20 protein-coding genes, 3 pseudogenes and 1 riboswitch are annotated in these 21,210 nt (G+C 71.3%); of the genes and pseudogenes, 9 read left to right on the top strand and 14 right to left on the bottom strand.

Going from position 1 to position 21,210, the window contains the following annotated elements:
- The first annotated feature begins 124 nt into the window (after positions 1 to 124).
- Together ACZ3UD_RS11770 and ACZ3UD_RS11765 are read left to right on the top strand one after the other, a co-directional pair.
- On the top strand, positions 125 to 1,264 hold the full coding sequence (locus ACZ3UD_RS11770) for an eCIS core domain-containing protein (protein WP_465585370.1): 1,140 nt from the start codon (positions 125 to 127) through the stop codon (positions 1,262 to 1,264).
- Between the two features lie 30 nt (positions 1,265 to 1,294).
- Positions 1,295 to 1,906, top strand: coding sequence for a hypothetical protein (locus ACZ3UD_RS11765; protein WP_465585368.1), 612 nt, complete (start codon positions 1,295 to 1,297; stop codon positions 1,904 to 1,906).
- Here the strand turns inward: ACZ3UD_RS11765 and ACZ3UD_RS11760 are convergent.
- Positions 1,893 to 2,213 (bottom strand): annotated as a pseudogene (locus tag ACZ3UD_RS11760) (hypothetical protein); the annotation flags it as partial. The gene ACZ3UD_RS11765 and the pseudogene ACZ3UD_RS11760 overlap by 14 nt on opposite strands.
- Before the next feature lie 536 nt (positions 2,214 to 2,749).
- On the bottom strand, positions 2,750 to 3,205 hold the full coding sequence (locus ACZ3UD_RS11755; RefSeq protein WP_465585366.1) for a MarR family winged helix-turn-helix transcriptional regulator: 456 nt from the start codon (positions 3,203 to 3,205) through the stop codon (positions 2,750 to 2,752).
- A gap of 118 nt (positions 3,206 to 3,323) precedes the next feature.
- On the opposite strand from ACZ3UD_RS11755, the gene ACZ3UD_RS11750 reads away from it, so the two are divergent.
- Positions 3,324 to 3,716 carry a nuclear transport factor 2 family protein gene (locus ACZ3UD_RS11750; protein WP_465585365.1) on the top strand — a complete coding sequence of 131 codons (393 nt, stop codon included), beginning with the start codon at positions 3,324 to 3,326 and terminating at the stop codon, positions 3,714 to 3,716.
- 100 nt (positions 3,717 to 3,816) lie between these two features.
- On the top strand, positions 3,817 to 5,289 hold the full coding sequence (locus ACZ3UD_RS11745; RefSeq protein WP_465585364.1) for an FAD-dependent monooxygenase: 1,473 nt from the start codon (positions 3,817 to 3,819) through the stop codon (positions 5,287 to 5,289).
- On the opposite strand, the gene ACZ3UD_RS11740 is transcribed toward ACZ3UD_RS11745, so the two are convergent.
- From ACZ3UD_RS11740 to ACZ3UD_RS11720, 5 genes and pseudogenes are all read right to left on the bottom strand, one after another.
- Positions 5,261 to 5,671 carry an SRPBCC family protein gene (locus ACZ3UD_RS11740; protein WP_465585362.1) on the bottom strand — a complete coding sequence of 137 codons (411 nt, stop codon included), beginning with the start codon at positions 5,669 to 5,671 and terminating at the stop codon, positions 5,261 to 5,263. The two genes, ACZ3UD_RS11745 and ACZ3UD_RS11740, sit on opposite strands and share 29 nt — an antisense overlap.
- A gap of 134 nt (positions 5,672 to 5,805) precedes the next feature.
- Positions 5,806 to 6,402 (bottom strand): annotated as a pseudogene (locus ACZ3UD_RS11735) (P-loop NTPase family protein); the annotation flags it as partial.
- Between the two features lie 132 nt (positions 6,403 to 6,534).
- Positions 6,535 to 7,008 (bottom strand): hypothetical protein, encoded by a 474-nt coding sequence (locus tag ACZ3UD_RS11730; protein WP_465585361.1) that lies wholly within the window; start codon positions 7,006 to 7,008, stop codon positions 6,535 to 6,537.
- Between the two features lie 4 nt (positions 7,009 to 7,012).
- Entirely contained in the window at positions 7,013 to 8,251 is a 1,239-nt protein-coding gene (locus tag ACZ3UD_RS11725; RefSeq protein WP_465585360.1) for a helix-turn-helix domain-containing protein, read from the bottom strand.
- Entirely contained in the window at positions 8,248 to 8,574 is a 327-nt protein-coding gene (locus ACZ3UD_RS11720) for a putative quinol monooxygenase (RefSeq protein WP_465585358.1), read from the bottom strand. The genes ACZ3UD_RS11725 and ACZ3UD_RS11720 overlap by 4 nt, the downstream gene beginning before the upstream one ends.
- 202 nt (positions 8,575 to 8,776) lie before the next feature.
- On the opposite strand from ACZ3UD_RS11720, the gene ACZ3UD_RS11715 reads away from it, so the two are divergent.
- Positions 8,777 to 9,256 carry an ATP-binding protein gene (locus tag ACZ3UD_RS11715; RefSeq protein WP_465585357.1) on the top strand — a complete coding sequence of 160 codons (480 nt, stop codon included), beginning with the start codon at positions 8,777 to 8,779 and terminating at the stop codon, positions 9,254 to 9,256.
- Between the two features lie 79 nt (positions 9,257 to 9,335).
- Here the strand turns inward: ACZ3UD_RS11715 and meaB are convergent, their stop codons facing one another.
- The 5 genes from meaB to ACZ3UD_RS11690 form a co-directional block, all read right to left on the bottom strand.
- On the bottom strand, positions 9,336 to 10,322 hold the full coding sequence (meaB, locus tag ACZ3UD_RS11710; RefSeq protein WP_465585355.1) for a methylmalonyl Co-A mutase-associated GTPase MeaB: 987 nt from the start codon (positions 10,320 to 10,322) through the stop codon (positions 9,336 to 9,338).
- A gap of 12 nt (positions 10,323 to 10,334) precedes the next feature.
- Positions 10,335 to 12,539, bottom strand: coding sequence for a methylmalonyl-CoA mutase (gene scpA, locus ACZ3UD_RS11705; RefSeq protein ID WP_465585353.1), 2,205 nt, complete (start codon positions 12,537 to 12,539; stop codon positions 10,335 to 10,337).
- A complete protein-coding gene (locus ACZ3UD_RS11700; RefSeq protein WP_465585351.1) occupies positions 12,536 to 14,443 on the bottom strand; it encodes a methylmalonyl-CoA mutase family protein in 1,908 nt (635 codons plus the stop codon). Before ACZ3UD_RS11700 ends, scpA begins: the two co-directional genes overlap by 4 nt.
- Positions 14,444 to 14,544: 101 nt before the next feature.
- Positions 14,545 to 14,733 (bottom strand): hypothetical protein, encoded by a 189-nt coding sequence (locus tag ACZ3UD_RS11695; protein WP_465585350.1) that lies wholly within the window; start codon positions 14,731 to 14,733, stop codon positions 14,545 to 14,547.
- Positions 14,730 to 15,029, bottom strand: coding sequence for a BlaI/MecI/CopY family transcriptional regulator (locus ACZ3UD_RS11690; RefSeq protein WP_465585349.1), 300 nt, complete (start codon positions 15,027 to 15,029; stop codon positions 14,730 to 14,732). Before ACZ3UD_RS11690 ends, ACZ3UD_RS11695 begins: the two co-directional genes overlap by 4 nt.
- 263 nt (positions 15,030 to 15,292) lie before the next feature.
- A riboswitch (M-box (ykoK) riboswitch) is annotated at positions 15,293 to 15,468 on the top strand.
- Positions 15,469 to 15,829: 361 nt separating this feature from the next.
- Between ACZ3UD_RS11690 and ACZ3UD_RS11685 the strand changes: the two genes are divergently transcribed.
- The 3 genes from ACZ3UD_RS11685 to ACZ3UD_RS11675 all read left to right on the top strand — a co-directional run bounded on the left by ACZ3UD_RS11685 (position 15,830) and on the right by ACZ3UD_RS11675 (position 19,086).
- On the top strand, positions 15,830 to 17,524 hold the full coding sequence (locus ACZ3UD_RS11685) for an NRAMP family divalent metal transporter (RefSeq protein ID WP_465585348.1): 1,695 nt from the start codon (positions 15,830 to 15,832) through the stop codon (positions 17,522 to 17,524).
- Between the two features lie 103 nt (positions 17,525 to 17,627).
- The gene (locus ACZ3UD_RS11680) at positions 17,628 to 18,362 is read left to right on the top strand and encodes an MgtC/SapB family protein (protein ID WP_465585347.1); all 735 of its coding nucleotides are present in this window, start codon (positions 17,628 to 17,630) and stop codon (positions 18,360 to 18,362) included.
- A gap of 46 nt (positions 18,363 to 18,408) precedes the next feature.
- Positions 18,409 to 19,086 carry a YoaK family protein gene (locus tag ACZ3UD_RS11675; RefSeq protein WP_465585346.1) on the top strand — a complete coding sequence of 226 codons (678 nt, stop codon included), beginning with the start codon at positions 18,409 to 18,411 and terminating at the stop codon, positions 19,084 to 19,086.
- Between the two features lie 70 nt (positions 19,087 to 19,156).
- On the opposite strand, the gene ACZ3UD_RS11670 is transcribed toward ACZ3UD_RS11675, so the two are convergent.
- Positions 19,157 to 19,813 carry an Rv1733c family protein gene (locus ACZ3UD_RS11670; RefSeq protein ID WP_465585345.1) on the bottom strand — a complete coding sequence of 219 codons (657 nt, stop codon included), beginning with the start codon at positions 19,811 to 19,813 and terminating at the stop codon, positions 19,157 to 19,159.
- 476 nt (positions 19,814 to 20,289) lie between these two features.
- On the opposite strand from ACZ3UD_RS11670, the pseudogene ACZ3UD_RS11665 reads away from it, so the two are divergent.
- A pseudogene (locus ACZ3UD_RS11665) lies at positions 20,290 to 20,490 on the top strand (ATP-binding cassette domain-containing protein); the annotation flags it as partial.
- Positions 20,491 to 20,730: 240 nt separating this feature from the next.
- Here ACZ3UD_RS11665 and ACZ3UD_RS11660 read toward each other — a convergent pair.
- On the bottom strand, positions 20,731 to 21,195 hold the full coding sequence (locus ACZ3UD_RS11660) for a nucleotide triphosphate diphosphatase NUDT15 (protein WP_465585344.1): 465 nt from the start codon (positions 21,193 to 21,195) through the stop codon (positions 20,731 to 20,733).
- Between the last annotated feature and the right edge of the window lie 15 nt (positions 21,196 to 21,210).

Genomic DNA, 21,210 nt, shown 5'->3' with positions numbered 1-21,210 from the left:
GCCAGGCCATCGAGGCTTGCCCCCGACACTGCCCCTCCGGTCCTTGCCCTCACCCCGGAGATCGTCGTAGACCGGCTCTGACACGCCGCGACCACGGCTCGAATCGCCTGTCCAGGAGGTGGATGTGCACGCGCACGACCAGAAATCGCAGGGCAAGTCCGAGCACCGGGAACCCAGCCGGCCGACCGCACGGCAGCAGCCCGCGCCGCTGCACCTCCAGTCGATCCGTGCGCTGCAGCGCACCATCGGCAACGCGGCCGTCGTCCAACTGCTCAGGCAACAACGGCAGTCGGAGTCCCCCGTGCAGCGCTCGACCGTCCACCGGGTGCTGCGGTCGCCGGGCCGCCCACTGGCCGACGACGTGCGGGCGGAGATGGAGGCCCGCCTGGGCGCCGACTTCAGCAGCGTGCGGATCCACGACGACTCCGCCGCGGCCCGCTCCGCAGCCGAGATCAGCGCCCGCGCCTACACCTCCGGCGAGCACGTCGTGCTCGGCCACGGCGGCGCCGACAAGCACACGCTGGCCCACGAGCTCACCCACGTCATCCAGCAGCGCTCGGGCCCCGTGGCCGGTACCGACCAGGGCAACGGACTGTCCGTCAGCGACCCGGATGACCGCTTCGAGCGCGCCGCCGAGGCGAACGCCGTCCGGGCGCTGAGTCGGACGACACCTCCGGCCGTCCAGCGGGTCGCTGCTCAAGCCACCACCCCCGGGCTGGAGTTGCCGGTGCAACGCGCCTTCGCCGGCAAGCCGTACGTGACCTACGGTGGGCTGAACGGAAACGGCGTCGGCACCTCGATGCATGCCGAACTCTGGCCCGGCCAGCTCGGCAAGGGCTCCAAGCCCAGCGTCCAGCCGTCCTGGTGGCCGACCGGGAGCGGCGCGACCGCCGACTGGTTCAGCAAGTTCATGGTGCAGGGGCACCTGCTCAACGAGCAGGTCGGCGGCCCCGGCAACACCATGAGCAACCTGACTCCACTCTGCAAGTCCGCGAACTCGGCGCACCACGCGAAGGTCGAGAAGGACGTCAAGGCCGAGGTACTGACCAACGGCAACGTGGTCGAGTACGCCGTGACGGCCGACTACAGCACCCACCCGGCCGGGAAGGACTTCGCGCCGCTCGCGAGCTCGGTGGAAGCCGACATCGACGCCAACTACGCCGCCAAACTCGCCGGCAAGATCGAGGCCGAGTACACCGTCTACGACACCGCCGGCAACGAACTGCGCGGCGACGCGTGGGAGATCGAGAACAACCGGCTGTAACACCTGCTGGCGCCCGTGAAGGAGACGTACGTGACCACCCCCCGCGCCCGGCTGGCCGCAATGATCGAAGACCTGGAACGCAACCCCCGTGTGCAGCTCCTGGAGGCCACCGTCGCACCGCCGACCCCACCATCCGACATCGAGCTCGCCGTCTGCCTGGCCCACGGCCGCCTCCCGAACGGCGTCGAGGCCTTCTACCGCGAAGTCGGCGCAGTCCGTCTGAGGTGGCGTCACACCGTCCCCGAGCTCCTCCACGACGACCTCTCGGACCAGGGCCTCATCAACCTCCTCCCGCTGCGCGAGGTCTTCGCCGACTGGCACGGCGTCACCTGGCACTCGCCACAGGATCAGGAGTACCGCCCCGTCAAACCCTTCGACATGTTCGTCCCCGAGGCCTGCGCGGCGTTCGTTCCCCCCCTCGACTCCGTCCACTACCACTACTTCGGCGAGGAGCTGTACGACACCGGGTACTCGTTCGACGCCTACCTGGAACGGCTGCTCGCCTCCCGCGGCTACTGGTACTGGCCGCAGACGCTCTGCCGGGAGTTGGGGGAGAGCACGGAGGTCGCCGCGTTCCGTCGCGCGATGCCAGTGATCTTTCCGGACTACGACGACGCACTGTTCCGGCCGATGCGACGCTGAACCGGTGGTGCTCGTGCCGCTCCCGTGCCAGAGCGGGTGGCACGAGCGCGTTCGAGGGGGCGGTGCGCTTCTCCTGGTGGCGTCTGCGCCAGTTTGACCAGTGCAGCAGCCTGCGCGGGGAGGCGCCCGTCGGGATCGGCAGGGCGCCGAGCAGGTGACGGATCTCGGGGACGGTCAGGTCGATCGGGTCGGTGCTGCGGGCGGGTCGGTTCGGCTGTGCGGTCCTTGCCGGCGTCGCGTCGGCGGCAAGGACGGCAAGGAAGGCCAGCGCGAGCATGGCCAGGGTGATGTGCCGGTGCCAGGCCGAGGCGGGCAGGCGTTCGGCCACGGCATCCGCGCGGGCAGCGGTCCGCCCCTGGTTGATCCGCACCCGCGTGCTGCAGGTGTCCACGGCTCCGGGGCTGAGGACGTTCATGCGGATGCCGGTGCCCGTGGCGCGCGATGACCTCTTGGTGAGCCGCCTCCATGTCCGCAAGCCTGGTGGTGCAGCTCGGCCAGCAGTCCTGTCCCGCCCCGACGGTGTGCAAAGGCGCGGACGCGGTCCCAGGCGAGTCCGCAGCCTCGAACTCACGCTCACCGAAATCGATGGAGTAGCAGCTTCTCATCGGTCCGGATGGGCAGGACCTGGCCACCAACGGTGACGATGCCACGGTGCGGCTGTTGGACGCCGGCATGTTCCATGATCTGCACACTGTCATCGAGAAGGTTTGCGTGACCGTGGGCCGCCCCATGATCCAAGGGGAACGGCGGCAGTGCGTTCCCGCCGGAGTGAAGTACCGCCGGATCTGCGATGAATACTGAGCTTGCATGCCGAACCGGCCGGCCCCGGTGGGCCGGTGGCCGTCAGTGGCGTTCGGCGGCGAACGGGCCCTCGTCGACGAAGCGGCGCAGCTGGTGTGCGAAGGCTTGGGCGTCCGCCTGGGGCCAGGTGGCGAGCGAGGACTCGATGCTGGCCGCCAGTCGCTGTCTGGTGACCGACACGATGTTGTGGCCCTGCTCGGTGAGCGCGAGGAGGGTCGCGCGGCCGTCGGCCGGGTCGGGCTGGCGCTGGAGCAGGCCGGCCTGCTCCAGTCGGTCGGCGCGGCGGGTCACGGTGGTGCGGTCCAGCCCGATCTCACGGCCCAGGTCGGCGGCGCTGCACGCCCTGGTTCGGGCCAGGCCGCTGAGGACTGGGTAGGTGAGGTCGTCGACCGCTTCCCCCAGCCCCTCGGTCAGCTGGGTGTAGAGGCGGGCGCGAGTGCTCCGCCGCAGGAGCAGCCCCAGCGCATCGGCGATGTCGTGTCCCGTCGAGTTCTTCACCCCTCCAGATTAGCGTGCGCAGCGCACGCTTTTCCTGTACGGTCATAAGCGTGCTTAAGGCACGCATCTCTGATCGATCCAGGGCGGGCCACGCCCGCACCCGACCGAAGGAATCCCCATGAACCGCACCGACGCCCGCGCCGCCCTCACCGACCTGCTCCTCACCCCGGGCCTCGACCTCGACGAGGCCGCCGACCGGCACTTCGCCCCCGACTACCGCCAGCGCACCGACGGAAGCTGGGCGAACCGCACCGAGTTCCTCGCCCACATCGCCCACCTGCGCACGGTCGTCGCCGGCGGCTCGGTCGAGGTGCACGACGAACTCGTCGACGGTGACCGCTACGCCGACCGCCACACGATGGAGGTCATCAAGACCGACGGCTCCACCGTCCGCATGGAGGTCTACCTCTTCGCCGAGTTCGCCCCCGACGGCCGCTTCCGCCGCATCGAGGAGACCACCCTCATGCTCGAAGGCGCGGAGGCCGACCGGAACCTCGGCAGCGCCCGCTGAGCCACATTGCCCACCTGACGCCACGAGGCCGCCCCCGTCCCGGGGCATCGGCGCGCCGATGCCCCGGGACATCGTCCGAAAAGTGAGAGGAAGTGTTGTCATGCTCGATGTGCTCATTGCCGGGGCCGGCCCGGTGGGGCTCTGGCTCGCCGCGGAGTTGCGCCTGCACGGGGTGGAGGTGACCGTCGTGGAACGCCGGGCGGCACCGGACGGACGCTCGCGCGCGGTCGGCATGCAGGCCGGCACGCTGGATACCTTCGCCACCCGCGGCCTCGCGCAGCGGTTCATCGAACGGGGCACCCCGGTGCCGACCGGCCACTTCGGCGCGGCGACCACCCGGCTGGACTTCTCCACGGTCGGGGCGGTGCACCCCTTCATGCTGGCGCTCGGTCAGTCCGTCACCGAACAGCTCCTGGAAGAGCACGCGGTCGCCGTGGGCGCCCGAGTGCTGCGCGGGCAGGAGGTCGTCTCGCTCACCCAGGGGCCGGACGCCGTCGAGGTGGTGATCCGGGCCGGCGGCACCCACCGGACCGTGCGGGCCCGTTGGGTGGTGGGCTGCGACGGCACGCGCAGCGCGGTGCGCCAAGCGGCCGGCATCGACTTCCCCGGTCAGGACACCACCCTGACCGGATGGCTCGCCGACGTCGAACTCGACGACCCGCCCACCGCGCCGCTCGCCGCCACCGGGCCGGCCGGTTCGTTCCTGGCGGCCCCGATCGGCGACGGCGTCCACCGCCTGGCGGGCCTGTCCACGGCCACCATGCACCGCGGCACCGGCGAACCGCTAACCCTGGAGGAGGTGCGCGAGCAGACCCGCACACTGCTGGGACGGGACCTGGGCATCCGCAACCCCCGGTGGCTCGCGCGCTACGGCAACGCCACCCGCCAGGCCGCGCGGTACCGAGCCGGACGGGTACTGGTGGCCGGGGACGCGGCACACATGTTCTTCCCGGCCGGTGGGCAGGGCATGAACCTCGGCATCCAGGACGCCACCAACCTGGGCTGGAAGCTGGCCGCCACCCTTCAGGGCCGGGCGCCCGACGGGCTACTCGACAGCTACGACACGGAGCGCCGGCCGGCCGCCCGCGCCGTCATCGACAACACCCGCGCGCAGCTCGCCCTGTTCGCCGCGGCGAGCCCGGAGCAGATCGCGCTGCGCGAGGTCTGGTCCGCCGCGCTCACCGAACCGCAGACCAACCGCCAGTGGGCCCGCCGGATCGCCGGCTTCGACGACCCGCTCCCCGTAGACACCACACCCGGCGCGCACCCGCTGAACGGCACCCGACTGGCCGGCCTCGCCCTGGACACAGCCGACGCACCCACCGTCCACCCGTTGATGCACCACGGCCGACCACTACTGCTGGACCTCGGCGGGACGCGGACACCATGCCCCACGGATGGCCTGGAGCAGCGGGCAGGAACCGTCGACACCCAGGCGGCGGATCCGATGTGGCGGGACGTCACCGCCGTCCTGATCCGACCGGACGCCCGGATCACCTGGGCCAGCACCGACACCGACCCGCAGCGCCGGGCCGCGGACTGCCTCACCGCCCTGCGCACCCTGTGCCGCTGAACGCGCTCGGTGAGCCCACCCGCCGGGCCCGCTCGGCGCCCCTCTCTCGCAGACCCGGCGCGGGGAGAAGCACCCGCGTCGGCGGATCGTGGACGCGATCTTCTGTGTGGTGCGGACAGGGTGCGTCCTGGACACCGCTGGCGACGCGGAGGTGGACCTGCTCGGCCATCTCCTGCGGCAACACGTCGGTGGTCCACACGAGGTGGCAGCGGCCGGGGCTCTCCGGCAGGACCTGGAACGAGGCGTGGTGGTGGGTGAGGGGAATTCTGAAGCCCTCGACAGCCGAGTACGCGAGCCGCCGCAGGTCGTCGTCGATGCTGACGATCGGCTCGCGGATGACCGCACCTCCCGGCATGGACAGGTAGCGGACGTCGCCGTCCATGCGGGTCTCGAGGACGTACCCCGGGATGAGGCGCTTGGTACCGCGCCCACATCCCGTACGGCGTCCCGGTCGTCGTCCGCGTCGGCCTCGATCACGACGTCCTGAATGATGGTGGCGATGGTCCTCTGCTCCGGTCAGGGGGTGCCGAAGAAGGTGTCCAGGATTTGCTGTGCCGCCAATCCCGCCGGGAGGCTGCCGGCGCGGACCTGAGCCTCCAACGTGGGGGCGAGCCTGCGCACTTCGGGATGTTCGTGCAACCGCGCGTAGAGCTTGTCGTGGACCATGGACCACGTCCACTCGACCTGCTGCTCCCGCCGCCTGGCCGTCAGGGCGCCGGTGGCGTCGAGGACCTTTCGATGCTGCTGCAACCGCTCCCAGAGCACGTCGAGCCCGGCGCCGTCGAGGCCGCTGCAGGTGAGGACCGGGGGAGTCCACGCGGCATCGGGCGCCTGCAACAGCCGCAGCGCACCCGCGAGTTCGCGCGCCGCCGCCTTCGCGTCGCGCTCGTGCGGGCCGTCCGCCTTGTTGACGGCGATGACGTCCGCCAGCTCCAGCACGCCCTTCTTGATGCCCTGGAGCTGGTCGCCCGTCCTCGCCAGGCTGAGCAGCAGGAAAGTGTCCACCATCCCCGCCACAGCCGTCTCGGACTGGTCCACACCCACCGTCTCGATGAGCACCACGTCGTACCCCGCCGCCTCCATACCTACAAAGGGCGCCCGGGTGGACGAGGCCTCCGGCTCGAAGCCGGAAGCCGAGACGAGGGTTGAGGATGCCGAGGCCGCGCACGGGATCGTTCGAGGGGCCCGACCAGGTGGGGCGGGCCCGCTGGTAAATCTCACGGGTGCCAACGGAGCGCTTCCGGGCTACCGGTGTACCCCCTGCGGCCATAGCACCTCGACCGGCACGCCGCGCTCCCGCGCGTACGCGACCACGTCCGCCGTCCCGCCGTAGCCCCGGGCGGGCAGGCCGTCCCAGATGGCGAGGAGCTTGTCGACCTGCTGGACCAGGATCTCGCTCCCTGCCATGTGCGCGGCTTCGTCAGACTCCACGTGCCCGGTGTGGTGAACGGCGCTGGCGTTTCCCAACAGCCGGTCGTAGCGCGGGTGATGCCATTCCGGCAGCCCGTCCCTATACCGATCGGCAGGAATGACGACCTCCAGCCGTGCACTCCGCTCCAGCGCGATCTCCGCGAACCATGCATCAGGCCCGTCCGCGATGCAGGACACGATCGTGAGCGCGCTCGGATCCTCGCTCGCGAGAGCCTCTTCGAGCAGCTGCCGAACCTGTTCCTCGACCTCGGCCGTCAGCCCTCTATGGCCGGTGATTCCGATTCGCATCTGATCACCCCGTTGCGTTCGCGCGTTTGGCGAGCTTTACCAGCGCCGATGGTGCGCTCCGGCCCGCGATGAGGATGAGCTCGCGGATCGTCGCCCGGGCGGCCACGTGGCTTCGGACGCTCTCCGGTGCCAACTCCTCGGCTCGAAGGAGGCAATCGATGGCTTCCCCGAGGTGCCGACGCTGAGCGTGCGCGCGACCGAGGTCGATCAGCAACCTGGACCCTCGCTCGGGCGAGAGCTGGCTGGCGTCGATTCGGAGACCGAGGTCCAGGGCTTCGCCTGCATCGCCGAGGTCGACGGCCGCGGAAACGGCCTGGATCTCAACGTTCGTAGGGCCGAACTCCAGGTTGAAGTCGTTCCGGTCCTCGCCGAGTTGTTCCGCGACGTCTCTTGCGTTCGCGAGCTCTTGCCGGGCTTGCTCGCGTTGGCCGGCGCGGGCGGCGGCCAACGCGAGAACCAGATGGAGCGCGCCGAGAACGGAGAGCGCTTCAGGCGGCGGGTTGGCCTTCGAGGTGTACGTACGCAAGGCTGCCACGGCATTTCCTGCCGAGTGTTCCGCCTGGTCCAGCCGCTGTAGCCGGACGAATGCGTGGGCCAACCGGTAGATGCTGGCGAAGACATGCAGTGGTTGTCCGGACTGCTCAGCGGCGCGGATTGCGCGATCAGCGGCCACCCAGGCCGCATCGGCCTCGTCCTGGCGAACGAACGCTGCTGCAACTGCCTGATATGCCCGGCTGAGCAGCAGGTGGATCTCGGGTCGTTGGTTGGCGGTGGCAGTCCGCGAGGCTCTTTCCAACCGTGGCAGGACCTCGATGGTGGCCGTACTCAGCTCGGCGAACTCCGCGCTGTGCGTCAGATGCCAGAGATTCTCAACGGCGGCGGTCAGCTCGGCAATGTCGGGTGCGGCTGTCTTGGGGTTCTCATCGAGCAGTGTATCGAGTGTCGGATGGCCCGAGAGAGAAAGTCGAACCCGGTCAAGGTCGTTGCTGTGCCCTTTTGCTGACGGTGGCGGTGCGGCGGGTGTTGGCGCATCGGGCCTCAGCGTCTGAACGGACACGCCGAGGCCGTTCGCCAGCAACTGAAGCACATCGAGGCGGACCACGGGCTGGACGCCGCGCTCGACCTGCGATACCCAGCTGGCGGTTCGGCTGATGGCGGCGGCGAGCTGATCCTGCCTCATGCCTCGACTCTTGCGGAGCTGGGCGACTCGGGCACCGAACGCCCGCTGCTCTTCAGGGCTCATCGGGCGGCCTTGTCGCCCGATGAGCCCTTGCCGGAGATCTCCTCCAGGAACGTGACCTCGAATGATTCGAGGTACTGGCCACGCTCGGCCAGGAATCGGCGGACATGCGGCTGACGTTCGTGCTCCTCGAACGCCGCACGGTCCGCGTACAGCTCGTAGAAGACTCGGACGCGAGGCTCCTCCGGCACAACGTGGTTGACGTAGACGAGTGTTCCGGGCTCCTGACGGCGGATCCCTTCGAGGGCTTCCGCCGCCAGGGCGTCGAAGGCGTGAGCCGCTGCCATGTCGTGGGCGACGAAGCGCACAACCAGACCGAATCCCATGGTTCTCCCCTTCCTGGATTGGTTGAGTCTCGCACGACTCGGTGAAGGTCTGCGAGTAGCAGGGTCACTTGACTCGCAGTTTTTCTACGACTACTTTCAGTGTTGCCACCATGGCAGAGAGCTATGGATGGAATCCCTTTCGCTGCCGCGCGTCGGTGGCCCTGTCCATCTGCGGTGATGGAGGAGCAAGTGGGGGTGGAACGTGATCGTCAGCCCGCTCAGCAATGCGCGGTTTCCGGTTCCTTTGGAGTGGGGGGTGCCGCCGGGGGTCGAAGCCGTGCCGGCGGCGCGGCGGTTGGTGGTGGCGATCCTGCGGGAGTGGGGCGTGCCGCTGTCGGCTGATGCGTTCAACGAGCTGGAGCTGTGTGCGAGTGAGGTGATCGCCAATGCGATGGTGCACACCAAGGAGCGCTGCGTCGTGACCGTTCGGTGGCGGGCCGGGCGGGTGCGGGTGGAAATCGCCGACCGGTGCGCGGAGTTGCCGGCGCGGGAGCGGGACGACGAATCGACGGGTGGGCGTGGGTTGTTGCTGGTCGAGGCGCTGGCGCACGCGTGGGGATGGCACCCGGCGGGGGCCAGCAAGGTGGTCTGGTTCGAGTACCTCGAAACCGCCGAAGCGCTGTGCCCCACGCACGGGTGGGGCACAGCGCACGACCTTCATGCTCTGCCCGAGATGGCGTAGTGGCGACCGTCGGGCGGCTCGTGTGGTGGGTGCTCTTCTCGGCCGCGGTGGTGGCCGGCTTCGTGTCGGGGTGTGACCGCTAGCCGAAGAAGGTGTCCAGGATTTGCTGTGCCGCCAATCCCGCCGGGAGGCTGCCGGCGCGGACCTGAGCCTCCAACGTGGGGGCGAGCCTGCGCACTTCGGGATGCTCGTGCAGCCTCGCGTACAGCTGGTCGTGGACCATGGACCACGTCCACTCCACCTGCTGCTCGCGGCGCTTGGCGGTCAGCGCGCCGGTGGCGTCGAGGACCTTTCGGTGCTGCTGCAACCGCTCCCAGAGCACGTCGAGCCCGGCGCCGTCGAGGCCGCTGCAGGTGAGCACCGGCGGCGTCCACGCCGCGTCCGGGGCCTGCAACAGCCGCAGCGCACCCGCCAGTTCGCGCGCCGCCGCCTTCGCGTCGCGCTCGTGCGGGCCGTCCGCCTTGTTGACGGCGATGACGTCCGCCAGCTCCAGCACGCCCTTCTTGATGCCCTGGAGCTGGTCGCCGGTGCGGGCCAGGCTGAGCAGCAGGAAAGTGTCGACCATCCCGGCCACCGTCGTTTCGGACTGGCCGACGCCGACGGTCTCGATCAGCACCACGTCGTACCCCGCCGCCTCCATCACCACCATCGACTCCCGGGTGGCCTTGGCGACACCGCCCAGGGTCCCAGAAGTGGGGGAGGGGCGGACGAAGGCGTTCGGGTCGACGGCCAGCCGCTCCATCCGGGTCTTGTCGCCCAGGATGGAGCCGCCCGTCCGGCTCGACGTCGGGTCGACGGCGAGCACCGCGACCCGGTGGCCCAGGCCCGTCAGCATGGTGCCGAAGGAGTCGATGAAGGTCGACTTGCCGACACCGGGTACGCCGGTGATGCCCACCCGCACCGCGCCGCCCGCGTGCGGCAGTAGCCGCTGGAGCAACTGCTGCGCGAGCGCGCGGTGGTCGGGCCGGGTGGACTCGACGAGGGTGACGGCGCGCGCGATCCAGGCGCGCGAGCCGTCCAGGACACCCGTCACATAGCTGTCGAGGTCGATCGTCCGCGGAGGCATACGATCAGGCGATCACAGCTCGTGGCCGAGGTCGGCCGCCAGCGACTTCAGCAGGTCGTAGGCGGCCTCCGGAATGACCGTCCCCGGCGGGAACACCGCGGCCGCGCCCGCCTCGTAGAGTGCGTCGAAGTCCTGCGGGGGGATGACCCCGCCCACCACGATGGTGATGTCCTCGCGCCCCGCCTCGGCGAGTTCGGCGCGCAGCGCGGGCACCAGCGTCAGGTGCCCGGCGGCCAGCGAGGAGACGCCGACGATGTGCACGTCCGCCTCGACGGCCTGGCGGGCGACCTCGGCCGGGGTCTGGAACAGCGGGCCGACGTCCACCGTGAAGCCGAGGTCGGCGAAGGCCGTGGCGATCACCTTCTGGCCGCGGTCGTGGCCGTCCTGGCCCATCTTGGCGACCAGGATGCGCGGGCGGCGGCCCTCGGCCTGCTCGAACCGCTCGACCAGGTCCCGGGTGCGCTGGAGGGGAGCCGACGGGCCCGCTTCGTCACGGTACACGCCGGAGATGGTACGGATCTGGCCGGAGTGGCGGCCGTACACCTTCTCCAGGGCGTCCGAGATCTCGCCGACGGTGGCCTTGGCCCGGGCCGCGTTGACGGCCAGGTGCAGCAGGTTGCCGTCCAGCGAACCGCCGCGCTGCGGACCGGCCCCGGCGGCCCGGGTCAGCGCGTTCAGCGCGTCCTGGCACGCGGCCTCGTCGCGCTCCTCGCGCAGTCGGCGCAGCTTCTCGATCTGCCGGGCGCGCACCGCGGAGTTGTCGACCTTGAGTACGTCGATCTGCTCGTCGCTCTCGACCCGGTACTTGTTGACGCCGATCACCGGCTGGCGGCCGGAGTCGATCCGGGCCTGGGTACGGGCGGCGGCCTCCTCGACGCGCATCTTGGGGATGCCCGCGTCGATCGCCTTGGCCATGCCGCCGGCCGCCTCGACCTCCTGGATGTGCTGCCAGGCCCTGGCCGCCAGGTCGTTCGTCAGCTTCTCGACGTAGGCCGAGCCGCCCCACGGGTCGATCACCCGGCAGGTGCCCGACTCCTGCTGCAGCAGCAGCTGGGTGTTGCGGGCGATGCGGGCGGAGAAGTCGGTGGGCAGCGCCAGCGCCTCGTCCAGGGCGTTGGTGTGCAGCGACTGGGTGTGGCCCTGGGTGGCGGCCATCGCCTCGACGCAGGTGCGCGTCACGTTGTTGAACACGTCCTGGGCGGTCAGCGACCAGCCCGAGGTCTGCGAATGGGTGCGCAGCGACAGCGACTTGGGGTTCTTCGGGTCGAACTGCTTGACCAGCTTGGCCCAGAGCAGCCGGGCCGCGCGCAGCTTGGCGACCTCCATGAAGAAGTTCATGCCGATCGCCCAGAAGAACGACAGCCGCGGCGCGAAGGCGTCCACGTCCAGCCCCACGTCCAGGCCCGCGCGCAGGTACTCCACCCCGTCGGCCAGGGTGTAGGCCAGCTCCAGGTCGGCCGTCGCACCGGCCTCCTGGATGTGGTAGCCGGAGATGGAGATCGAGTTGTACCGGGGCATCTTCTGCGAGGTGTACGCGAAGATGTCCGAGATGATCCGCATCGACGGCTGCGGCGGGTAGATGTAGGTGTTGCGGACCATGAACTCCTTGAGGATGTCGTTCTGGATGGTCCCCGCGAGCTTCTCGGGCGGGACGCCCTGCTCCTCGGCCGCGACGATGTACAGCGCCAGGACGGGCAGCACCGCGCCGTTCATGGTCATCGACACCGACATCCGGTCCAGCGGGATACCGTCGAACAGCTGGCGCATGTCGTAGATGGAGTCGATGGCGACACCCGCCATGCCGACGTCGCCGGTGACGCGCGGGTGGTCGCTGTCGTAGCCGCGGTGGGTCGGCAGGTCGAAGGCGACCGAGAGGCCCTTCTGACCGGCCGCCAGGTTGCGGCGGTAGAAGGCGTTGGACTCCTCGGCGGTGGAGAAGCCGGCGTACTGGCGGACGGTCCAGGGCTGGTTGACGTACATGGTCGGGTACGGCCCGCGCAGGTACGGGGCGACGCCCGGGTAGGTCTCCAGGAAGTCCAGACCGGCGAGGTCCGCGGCGGTGTACAGCGGCTTGACGCCGATGCCCTCGGGGGTGTCCCAGACCAGCTCGTCGACGTCCTTGCCGGTGGACTGCCGCCAGGCGGACTGCCACTGGGCGTCGGTGACGTCGGCGGCGGCCTCGCCGTCCAGCCCGATTCCGGTGAAGTCGGGGATCATCGCGCCACCTTGTCCTCGTCGGCGTTCTCCTCGGCGCTGATCGCACCGGTGATCTGGTCCAGCAGGGAGGTCAGGACGGCGACCGCGTCCCCGCCCGCGTGGATGAACTCGTCCACTCCGGCGGGCACTTCGGCGAGCCGCCCGGCCAGCAGCACCCGCTGGGCGCCGGCCGCCCGGAGCGCGGCGGCGACCGCCTCGGCGTGCTCGGCGTACAGGGCGTCGCTGGAGCACAGGCAGGCGACGGTCGCGCCGGAGGCGGTGAACGCCTGGGCGAAGGCCGCCGGGTCGAGGGATTCGTGCGAGCTGGTCGCGATGCCGCCGGCCTGGAACAGGTTGGCCGCGAAGGTGGTGCGCGCGGTGTGCGCGGCGGCGCTGCCGATCGAGGCCAGGAACAGCTTCGGCCGCTCGCCGGTGGCGGCGAGCACCGCGTCCGAGCGGTCGCGCAGCGCCTCGTACGCCTCGGCGCGGCGCACCTTCGGCAGGCCGCCGGCGTGCCCGGCCGGGGCCGGCTCGCGGACCAGCGGCTGCTCGTCCAGGTGCGGGAACTCGCTGACGCCGGTGACCGGTTCGCGCCGCTTGGCGAGCCTCACGGACCGCTCCGCCCAGGTCGCGGCGATCCGCTCGCCGATGAGACCGGACTCCAGAGCGCCGCGCTGGCCGCCGGCCCGCTCGATCTCCTGGAACCAGGCCCAGGCGGCCCGCGCCAGCTCCTCGCTCAGCTGCTCGACGTACCAGGAGCCGCCGGCCGGGTCGATCACCCGGGACAGGTGCGACTCCTCCAGCAGGATCGACTGGGTGTTGCGGGCGATCCGGCGGGCGAAGGCGTCCGGCAGGCCGAGCGCGCTGTCGAAGGGCAGCACGGTGACGGCGTCGGCGCCGCCGACCCCGGCGGCCAGGCAGGCGATGGTGGTGCGCAGCATGTTCACCCACGGGTCGCGGGCGGTCATCATCACCCGGGAGGTGACGGCATGCTGGCGCTGCGCCGAGGACTTGGCGGAGGCGCCGGACACCTCGGCGACGCGGGCCCAAAGGCGGCGCGCGGCACGGAACTTGGCGATGGTCAGGAACTGGTCGGCGTCCGCGGCGTAGCGGAACTCCAGCTGGCCGAGCGCCTCGTCCACCGACAGCCCGGCGGCGGTCAGCGCGCGCAGGTAGGCGACGCCGGTGGCCAGCGAGCAGCCCAGCTCCTGGCCGGGGGAGGCGCCGGCCTCGTGGTACGGCAGGGCGTCGACGGTGAGGGCCCGGACGTTCGGGTGGTCGGCGGCGCAGCGGGCGGCCAGCGCGGTGGCCGCGGTGAGCAGCGCGTCGGTGCGGGCGGCGTCGCCGGTGCGGGCCTGGAGGCCGATCGGGTCGGCGCCGAGGTTGCCGGAGGCGGAGGCGGGGGAGATCTCGCGCTCCTCGTACAGCTTGAACAACTGCTCGGCGGCGTCGGCGAATTCGGGGCCGGCGTCGAGCGCCACGGCGGCCAGGTCCAGGTACACCCCGGCGAGCACCTCGGGCAGGGCCGTCACCGGCAGGCCCGCGGCGCCCAGCTCCAGCCAGAGCGAGCCGACGCCGTTCTCCAGGTCCGCGAGGACCGCCTCGTTGGTGCGCCGCCGGTCGGGGTCGGCGTGCCGCTGCCGGACGTCCCACCCGGCGACGGCGGAGCCCTGCGGCCGTCCGCCGCGGACGAACGGCGGGAAGCCGGGGTAGCCGGGCTCGGCCGAGCTGTCCTCGGCGGTGTACAGCGGGCGGGCGCGCAGGCCGTCCTGGAGTGCGGTGCTGAGCGCCCGCTCGGCGGCGGCGCCGTCCTCGGGCTGGGCACCGGACTTGCGCAGCACGCCCTCGACGAGCTGCTGCCACTGCTCACGGTGCGCGGCCGGGAACTCGGCAGCGAGGGGGAGCCCTTCGGGCGGGACCTTCATGTCCGCAGGTTAGCGCCCGTTTGCGTACCCGCAGGAGGGGCCATGTGTGTGACCTTGTTCTCGATTTGGCGAAGCCTTAGCACTCCGCTGGGTGACGAGTGTCAAGACGGGTGTGGCTCCAGCGCGTGGTGCGCGGCGAGCACCAGGGCGACGGTGAAGGAGGCCGTCAACACCAGCCTCAGCGCCGCGCCCAGGGCCGGACGGGCCTGGAGCCGGGTGGAGCCGGCCAGCCGGCGGGGCAGCAGGACGCCGGTCACGGCCAGGTAGAGGCCGAGCAGGGCGAGCGTCACTCGGTGTCCCGGGCCTTGACCTGTTCGAGGGCGGCGAGCAGGGCGGCGGCCTCGTCCCCGCTGATCCGGTCGACGAAGCGCAGTAGCGCGCCGGCCCGGTCCGGGGTGGTCTCCAGCGCCTGGTGCATCAGCTCGGCGGTGTACGCCTCGCGGGTGCAGGTCGGTTCGTACACCCAGGCGCGGCCGACCTTGTCCCGGCGCAGCCAGCCCTTGGTGTGCAGGATGTCGGCGACGGTGGTCACGGTGGTGTAAGCGACCGGCCGCTGCCGCTGGAGGTCGTCGACCACCTCGCGCACCGCGGCCGGACGGCCTCAGGACCAGAGCCGGTCTATGATCTCGGCCTCCAGATCGCCGAACCCCCGTAGCACCGCCGTGGTTTCCCTTGCCGAACCGACCGCCGGCGTCCTTCGCCCGCTGGAACGCGGCCCATGGTACGGCGAGCACCGGGCGCGAGAGGGCGGAGGCGGCGCGATTGGTCAAGGTTCTACAAAGGTGTCGAAGGTCGGCCGAAATGGTGAGCGGGCCGTCCGTGGCGGGTCTATGATTTTGGAGGTTTGAAAAGGCACCTCGTTCGGTGAGGCGTCTTCACGGACACAGGCCACTGACCCGACGACGTCGAGAGACGCCCAGGTTCAGGACAGGTCTTCCCGACTTAAGGGTTGACCCCAAGTGGCTTCCGGCCAACAGGCTGGACACGCCGTGGAGTGCCAAAGCTCTGACGAGTTGGGGTGTACCGGTCCATTCGGGGCTGGTGTGCTCCTTGCCGTGTCGTGATGCGGCGCACAGACGGTGCGCCCCCGGCCGGGAGGAGGCGAGAGACGTGGACTGCCCTAGTCCGGGCCACAGTTGCCCCTGCCCCCGCATGCTCTCGAACACCTCCGGCACGCGGTAACAACCTTCCCCGCGCGTTTCACCCGGCGCTTCGTCCTGCGCTCAACCCTGCCCGGACGCAAGCCGCCTGACGTACCGTCATGTCCGTACGGCCGCGCCGCCGCTCAGCGTCGCCGTGCGGAGGCGGTGCCGTGCGCCCGCAGGGAGGATCACCGCTGCGTGCCCCCTGTCGCCCTCTCAAGGAAGAGGGCAGGGAGGCCCCGCCATGACCAACGTGATGCTGGACCCGAAGGTCCCCACGGTCCCCACCGTTCCCGCCGCCACCCGCTCCGCCGTCCTCGACGACGCCCACGTCGGCGACATCAAGGGCGCGCTCGGCACCATCCGGCTCGACGACGCCACCCCCCGCCACGGGCTCTCCGCCCGGCTCAAGACCCTGCTCGCGATCATCGGGCCCGGCCTGATCGTGATGGTCGGCGACAACGACGCGGGCGCCTTCTCCACCTACGGCCAGGCCGGGCAGAACTACGGCACCCAGCTGCTCTGGACGCTGCTGATGCTGGTCCCGGTGCTGTACGTCAACCAGGAGATGGTGCTGCGCCTGGGCGCCGTCACCGGGGTCGGCCACGCGCGGTTGATCCTGGAGCGCTTCGGCAAGTTCTGGGGCGCGTTCAGCGTCATCGACCTGTTCCTGCTGAACGCGCTGACCCTGGTCACCGAGTTCATCGGCGTCACGCTGGCCGCCGGGTACCTGGGCCTGCCGAAGGCGGCCTCGGTGGTGCTGGCGGCGGCGATCATCATCGCCTCGGCCTTCACCGGCTCCTTCCAGCGCTTCGAGCGCGTCGCCATCACCCTGTGCGTGGGCTCGCTGCTGCTGGTGCCGATCTACTTCATGGTCCACCCCAAGACCTCGCAGATGGCCCACGACTTCGTGACGCCGACCCTGCCCGGCGGCTCCGGCCAGCTCGCGGCCGTGATGATGGTCATCATCTCCATCGTCGGCACCACCGTCGCCCCGTGGCAGCTGTTCTTCCAGCAGTCGTACGTCATCGACAAGCGGATCACCCCGCGTTTCATGAAGTACGAGAAGGTCGACCTGTGGATCGGGATCGTCGTGGTCATCGTCGGCGCGGCCGCGCTGATCGGCCTCACGGCGGCGGCCTTCGCGGGCACCGACGGCTTCGGTCAGTTCTCCGACGCGGCCGCCGTGGCCAAGGGCGTCGAGGACAAGGCCGGGCACCTGGCGGGCGTGCTGTTCGCCATCGCGCTGCTGGACGCCTCCATCATCGGCGCCTTCGCGGTGTCCCTGTCCACCGCCTACGCGATCGGCGACGTCTTCGGCATCAAGCACTCGCTGCACCGGGGCGTCAAGGGCGCCAAGGGCTTCTACGCGGTCTACGCCGGCCTGGTCGTGGTCGCAGCGGCTATCACCCTGCTGTCCACCGGCTACACCCAGGGCCTGATCACCCAGTTCGTCCAGGTGCTGGCCGGGGTGCTGCTGCCCTCCGCGACCGTCTTCCTGCTGCTGCTCTGCAACGACAAGGCGGTGCTCGGCCCGTGGGTCAATGGGCCCAGGACCAACGCCTTCACCTCGGCCGTGGTCGGCGTCCTGGTGATGCTGTCCATGATCCTGACAGCCTCGGTGGTCTGGCCGGACATCAGCTCGGACGCGATCCTGTGGATCATGTCCGGCTGCGGCGTGGCGGGCGTCCTGGTCGCCGGGTACTTCTTCACCTTCGGCCGCCGGGGCACCAAGGAGGACCTTCCCCCAGCCTCCGGCCGGGGGTGCCCCCATGACCGCACCGGCCGCGAGAACTGGCGGATGCCCCCGCTGGAAACCCTCGGCAAGCCGGTGATGTCCACCGCCCGCAAGATCGGCATGGGCGCCCTGCGCGCCTACCTGCTGCTCGCGATGATCATGGTCATCATCAAGATCTTCCAGACCGCCCTGGGCCACTGAGCCACCGAGCACGTCCCGCACGGACGGGTGGTGGACAGCGGCTCGCCACCCGTCCGTGCGCTTTCCCCGCGTTCCCCGTGATTCCTCTGGAGGAGGTGCCGTCGTGCACACCCTGACCACCGTCGAGTTCCTGGTCCGGCTCGCCACCGGCGTCGCCTGCGGCGCGCTGATCGGCGTCGAGCGCCAGTGGCGGGCCCGGATGGCCGGCCTGCGCACCAACGCCCTGGTCGCCGCCGGCGCCACCCTGTTCGTGCTCTACAGCGAGGCGGTCGGCGACACCGGCAGCCCCACCCGGGTCGCCTCGTACGTCGTCTCCGGCATCGGCTTCCTCGGCGGTGGCGTCATCCTGCGCGACGGCGCCGGCGTGCGCGGCCTCAACACCGCCGCCACGCTCTGGTGTTCGGCCGCCGTCGGGGTGCTGGCCGCCTCCGGCAAGCTGGAGCTCGCCGTCCTCGGCACGCTCGCCGTGCTCGCCGTCCACCTGGTGCTGCGCCCGGCCGGCCGGCTGCTCGACCGGGCCCCGCAGTCCGGCAGCGACCCGGACTCCACCTGTCGGGCCACCGTCCACCTGGAGTGCGACCGCAAGTCCGAGACCCACATCCGCGCCCTGCTGCTCCAGGCCCTGGCCGCCTCCGGCCTCGCCCCCACCGGCCTGCGCGCCCGCCGTACGGAACAGGGTGACGCCACCAGCCTGCGCGCCACCGTGGCGATCACCGGGCAGGTGACCCCGGCCCTGGAGCAGGTCGTCACCCGGCTGTCGCTGGAGCCCGGAGTGCGGGACCTGCACTGGCACCTGGACGAGGAGGCGGACGAGTCCGGCAGCCCGGCGCTCGCCTGAGGGAGTAGAACGGAAGGACCGTCACGCGAACCGCCTGGGAGGCCCGATGCTGAAACCCGACCCCAAGCACGGGCCGCTGGTGCCGATGCTGCTGGTGCTGACCGTGGTCACCGGGGTGGTGGACGCGGTCAGCTACCTCGAACTCGGGCACGTCTTCGTCGCCAACATGACCGGCAACGTGGTCTTCCTCGGCTTCGCCCTGGCCGGCGCCGCGAACCTCTCCGCCACCGCCTCACTCGCCGCCCTCGCCGCGTTCCTGCTCGGCGCCCTGGTCGGCGGCCACCTCTCCCGGCACCTGCCCGGCCACCGAGGCCGGCTGTTGACCGCCGCCGTCGCGGCCCAAGCGGTGCTGGTCGCCGTGAGTACCGTCCTGGCGGCCGTCATCGGCCACGGCTCCGAACCCGCCCGCTACACCCTGATCGGCCTGCTCGCCCTCGCCATGGGCGGCCAGAACGCGGTGGTCCGCTCGCTCAAGGTCCCCGACCTCACCACCACCGTGCTCACCATGACCCTCACCGCCCTCGCCGCCGACCTCACCGGCCTGCGCCGCCTCGCCTCCGCCGCCTGGATGTTCGCCGGCGCCCTGCTCGGCGCGCTCCTCGTCCTCCATGCCGACGTCCCCACCGCGCTGGCCCTGGCCCTCGCCCTGCTGGTCGCGGTGGCCGTCCTCACCCACCACGCCGCCAAGCCCACCCCGGCGCCCGCCTGGACCGAGCGCCTCTGAGGCCGAACGCCCTTGTGCCCCCTCGCCGAACGGTTGAGGGGGCACAAGGGCTTCGGGAGCGGGCGGCTCCTCACTCCTCGCGGCGGTGTCCGGCGCGGCCGCTCCAGAGCGGCTCAAGGCGGGCCCAGCTGGTGGTCCAGTCGGTCTCGGCACGGCGGTCGAGGGCGTGGAGGCGCAGCCGCAGGACCAGGGTGAGCAGCGTGAGGAGGGCGAGGAGGGCGCCGGCGCCGGTGCAGGCGGCGGAGACGGCGAGGGCGGCGCGGTTGGCCGGGGGAGTGGTGGGGCTGCCCGCGGGGTCGACCCAGATCGGGACGACGGTGCCGGCGACGGCCGTGCGAGGGGCCTCGACGGTACCGGTGTGCGCGGTGCCCACAGGGTAGTTCCAGGCGGCCTCGACCTCGATCAGGCTGCTGTAGCCGCCCGCGAAGCGGCTGCCGGTGACGGCGCCGTGGTCGGGGAGGACGACGACCACGGCGTCCACCCGGTGCAGCCGCACCCGGTCGGCGGCGGCCTGCGGCGCCGTCGAGCGGTAGAGGAGCAGGGCGCCCAGCACGGAGACGGCGACCGCCACCAGCCCGCCGACGATCGCGAGCAGCCAGGTCCGGGCCCGCGCGCGGTCGAGCGGGCGGGCCAGCGGTTCGTGCCGAGCGCCGAAGGCCCGCCGCAGCTGACGGCCGGTTCGCCGCGGGAGCGACGCGGGCCGGGCGGAGCGGGGTGTGCTGCGCACGGTGAGGACTCCTCAAGGACGCGGGGACGTACAGGGTTTCATCACCCAATCTCCACCCGACGGCCCCCCGCGCACAAGAGTGGTGCGCGCTCGGAGAAATCGCCTGGTGGCCCGCCGACCCCACCATCCGGGGACGTTCGGCCCTCGGCGGGCGCCGCCCGCCCGGGCAGGCCGGATTCCGGCCGCGCTCTCCGTGCCTGAGCGCGAGGCCGGCCCGGTCGGACCGTGGGGGTTCCGGGCCGTGGTGCGGAGCAGGGGGCGGTCGTGGGGGCCGCCTCCTGTCCCCGCGGTTCGAGACCTGGCTCCAGGAGCCGGTCGCGCCCGAACCCAACCTGCAGTCCATGCTGTTCACCAAGGTGGTGCTGGCCCTGATGCTGGGCCGCGACGCCGAGCAGTACCTGGACACCCAGCGTGCCGCGCACCTGCGCCGGATGTGCGAACTCACCGAACTGCGCCGCACCGGCGCCCTGGTGGAGCTGCTGCCCTGCCTGGTGGGCATCCTGGTGCCCGACGCGGGCGAAGTGCTGTTCAACGGGCAGCGCCTGGACGCCATGAGCGAGGCCCAGCGCAGCGCCCTGCGCCGCGACAAGTTCGGCTTCGTCTTCCAGTTCGGCCAGCTGGTACCGGAGTTGACGGCTGAGGAGAACGTGGCTCTGCCGCTGCTGCTGATCGGGACGGGCTTCGCCGCGGCGGCGATGTTCCTCAAGGCGCAGATGGACTACAGCCTGGTGTCCCCGGGCCTGGCGTACTACGGACTGACCGGCTTCGGGCTGCTCGCCTCGCTCGGGATCATCGCCTCGACGCTGCCGCTGTTGCGACGGATCACCGGGCCGGAGGCGGCCCGCAACGGCTGATCAGCGCAGGCGATTCGCCCGCCCCGACGCCTGCCCATCGACAGGCGTCGGGGCGGGCGCAGGTCATCGGCGGGCGACGGTGTAACCGTGTGTCCGGTCCCGCCGGATGTCGTCCAGCCCGGGCAGCCAGCTGCCGAGCACCAGAGCGGACGGGTAGAACATCGGCTCCGGCAGCTCGTCCACCGCGAAGCGCTCCCAACCGGCGCACGCGTGCGGCTCGGTGACCACCGCCTCGGCCAGGCTCGGCGGCGCCAGCACGGCGGCGGTCAGCCGGGGCCGGCCGAGCTCGTGGTCCAGGTGCACGGCGAGCACCCGCATCTGCGCCGCGGGCAGCAGGATGCCGGTCTCCTCGGCGAGTTCGCGGGCCGCGGTCTGCTCGAAGGACTCGCCGAGGTCGACCTTGCCGCCGGGCAGGCTCCAGGTGGGCGGCTCACCGGCCGTGGTGCGGCGGCCGATCAGCACCCGGCCGTCCCCGGTGGGCACGATGATCCCGGCGCCGAGCAGCGGTGCGGTCGGTGCTGTGCTCATCTCGCCATCTCCTTC

The organism is Kitasatospora sp. NPDC023118 (genome assembly GCF_055560875.1).
This window is presented reverse-complemented; position numbering and strand designations above follow the sequence as displayed.

What these genes read in the sequence shown, in the direction of transcription:
- ACZ3UD_RS11675 (WP_465585346.1), top strand. Translation starts at nt 18,409, where the DNA reads ATGCTGAAACCCGACCCCAAGCACGGGCCGCTGGTGCCGATGCTGCTG.
- ACZ3UD_RS11730 (WP_465585361.1), bottom strand. Translation starts at nt 7,008, where the DNA reads ATGCGAATCGGAATCACCGGCCATAGAGGGCTGACGGCCGAGGTCGAG.
- ACZ3UD_RS11740 (WP_465585362.1), bottom strand. Translation starts at nt 5,671, where the DNA reads ATGGACGGCGACGTCCGCTACCTGTCCATGCCGGGAGGTGCGGTCATC.
- ACZ3UD_RS11745 (WP_465585364.1), top strand. Translation starts at nt 3,817, where the DNA reads ATGCTCGATGTGCTCATTGCCGGGGCCGGCCCGGTGGGGCTCTGGCTC.
- ACZ3UD_RS11725 (WP_465585360.1), bottom strand. Translation starts at nt 8,251, where the DNA reads ATGAGCCCTGAAGAGCAGCGGGCGTTCGGTGCCCGAGTCGCCCAGCTC.
- ACZ3UD_RS11660 (WP_465585344.1), bottom strand. Translation starts at nt 21,195, where the DNA reads ATGAGCACAGCACCGACCGCACCGCTGCTCGGCGCCGGGATCATCGTG.
- ACZ3UD_RS11720 (WP_465585358.1), bottom strand. Translation starts at nt 8,574, where the DNA reads ATGGGATTCGGTCTGGTTGTGCGCTTCGTCGCCCACGACATGGCAGCG.
- meaB (WP_465585355.1), bottom strand. Translation starts at nt 10,322, where the DNA reads ATGCCTCCGCGGACGATCGACCTCGACAGCTATGTGACGGGTGTCCTG.
- ACZ3UD_RS11750 (WP_465585365.1), top strand. Translation starts at nt 3,324, where the DNA reads ATGAACCGCACCGACGCCCGCGCCGCCCTCACCGACCTGCTCCTCACC.
- scpA (WP_465585353.1), bottom strand. Translation starts at nt 12,539, where the DNA reads ATGATCCCCGACTTCACCGGAATCGGGCTGGACGGCGAGGCCGCCGCC.
- ACZ3UD_RS11685 (WP_465585348.1), top strand. Translation starts at nt 15,830, where the DNA reads ATGACCAACGTGATGCTGGACCCGAAGGTCCCCACGGTCCCCACCGTT.
- ACZ3UD_RS11700 (WP_465585351.1), bottom strand. Translation starts at nt 14,443, where the DNA reads ATGAAGGTCCCGCCCGAAGGGCTCCCCCTCGCTGCCGAGTTCCCGGCC.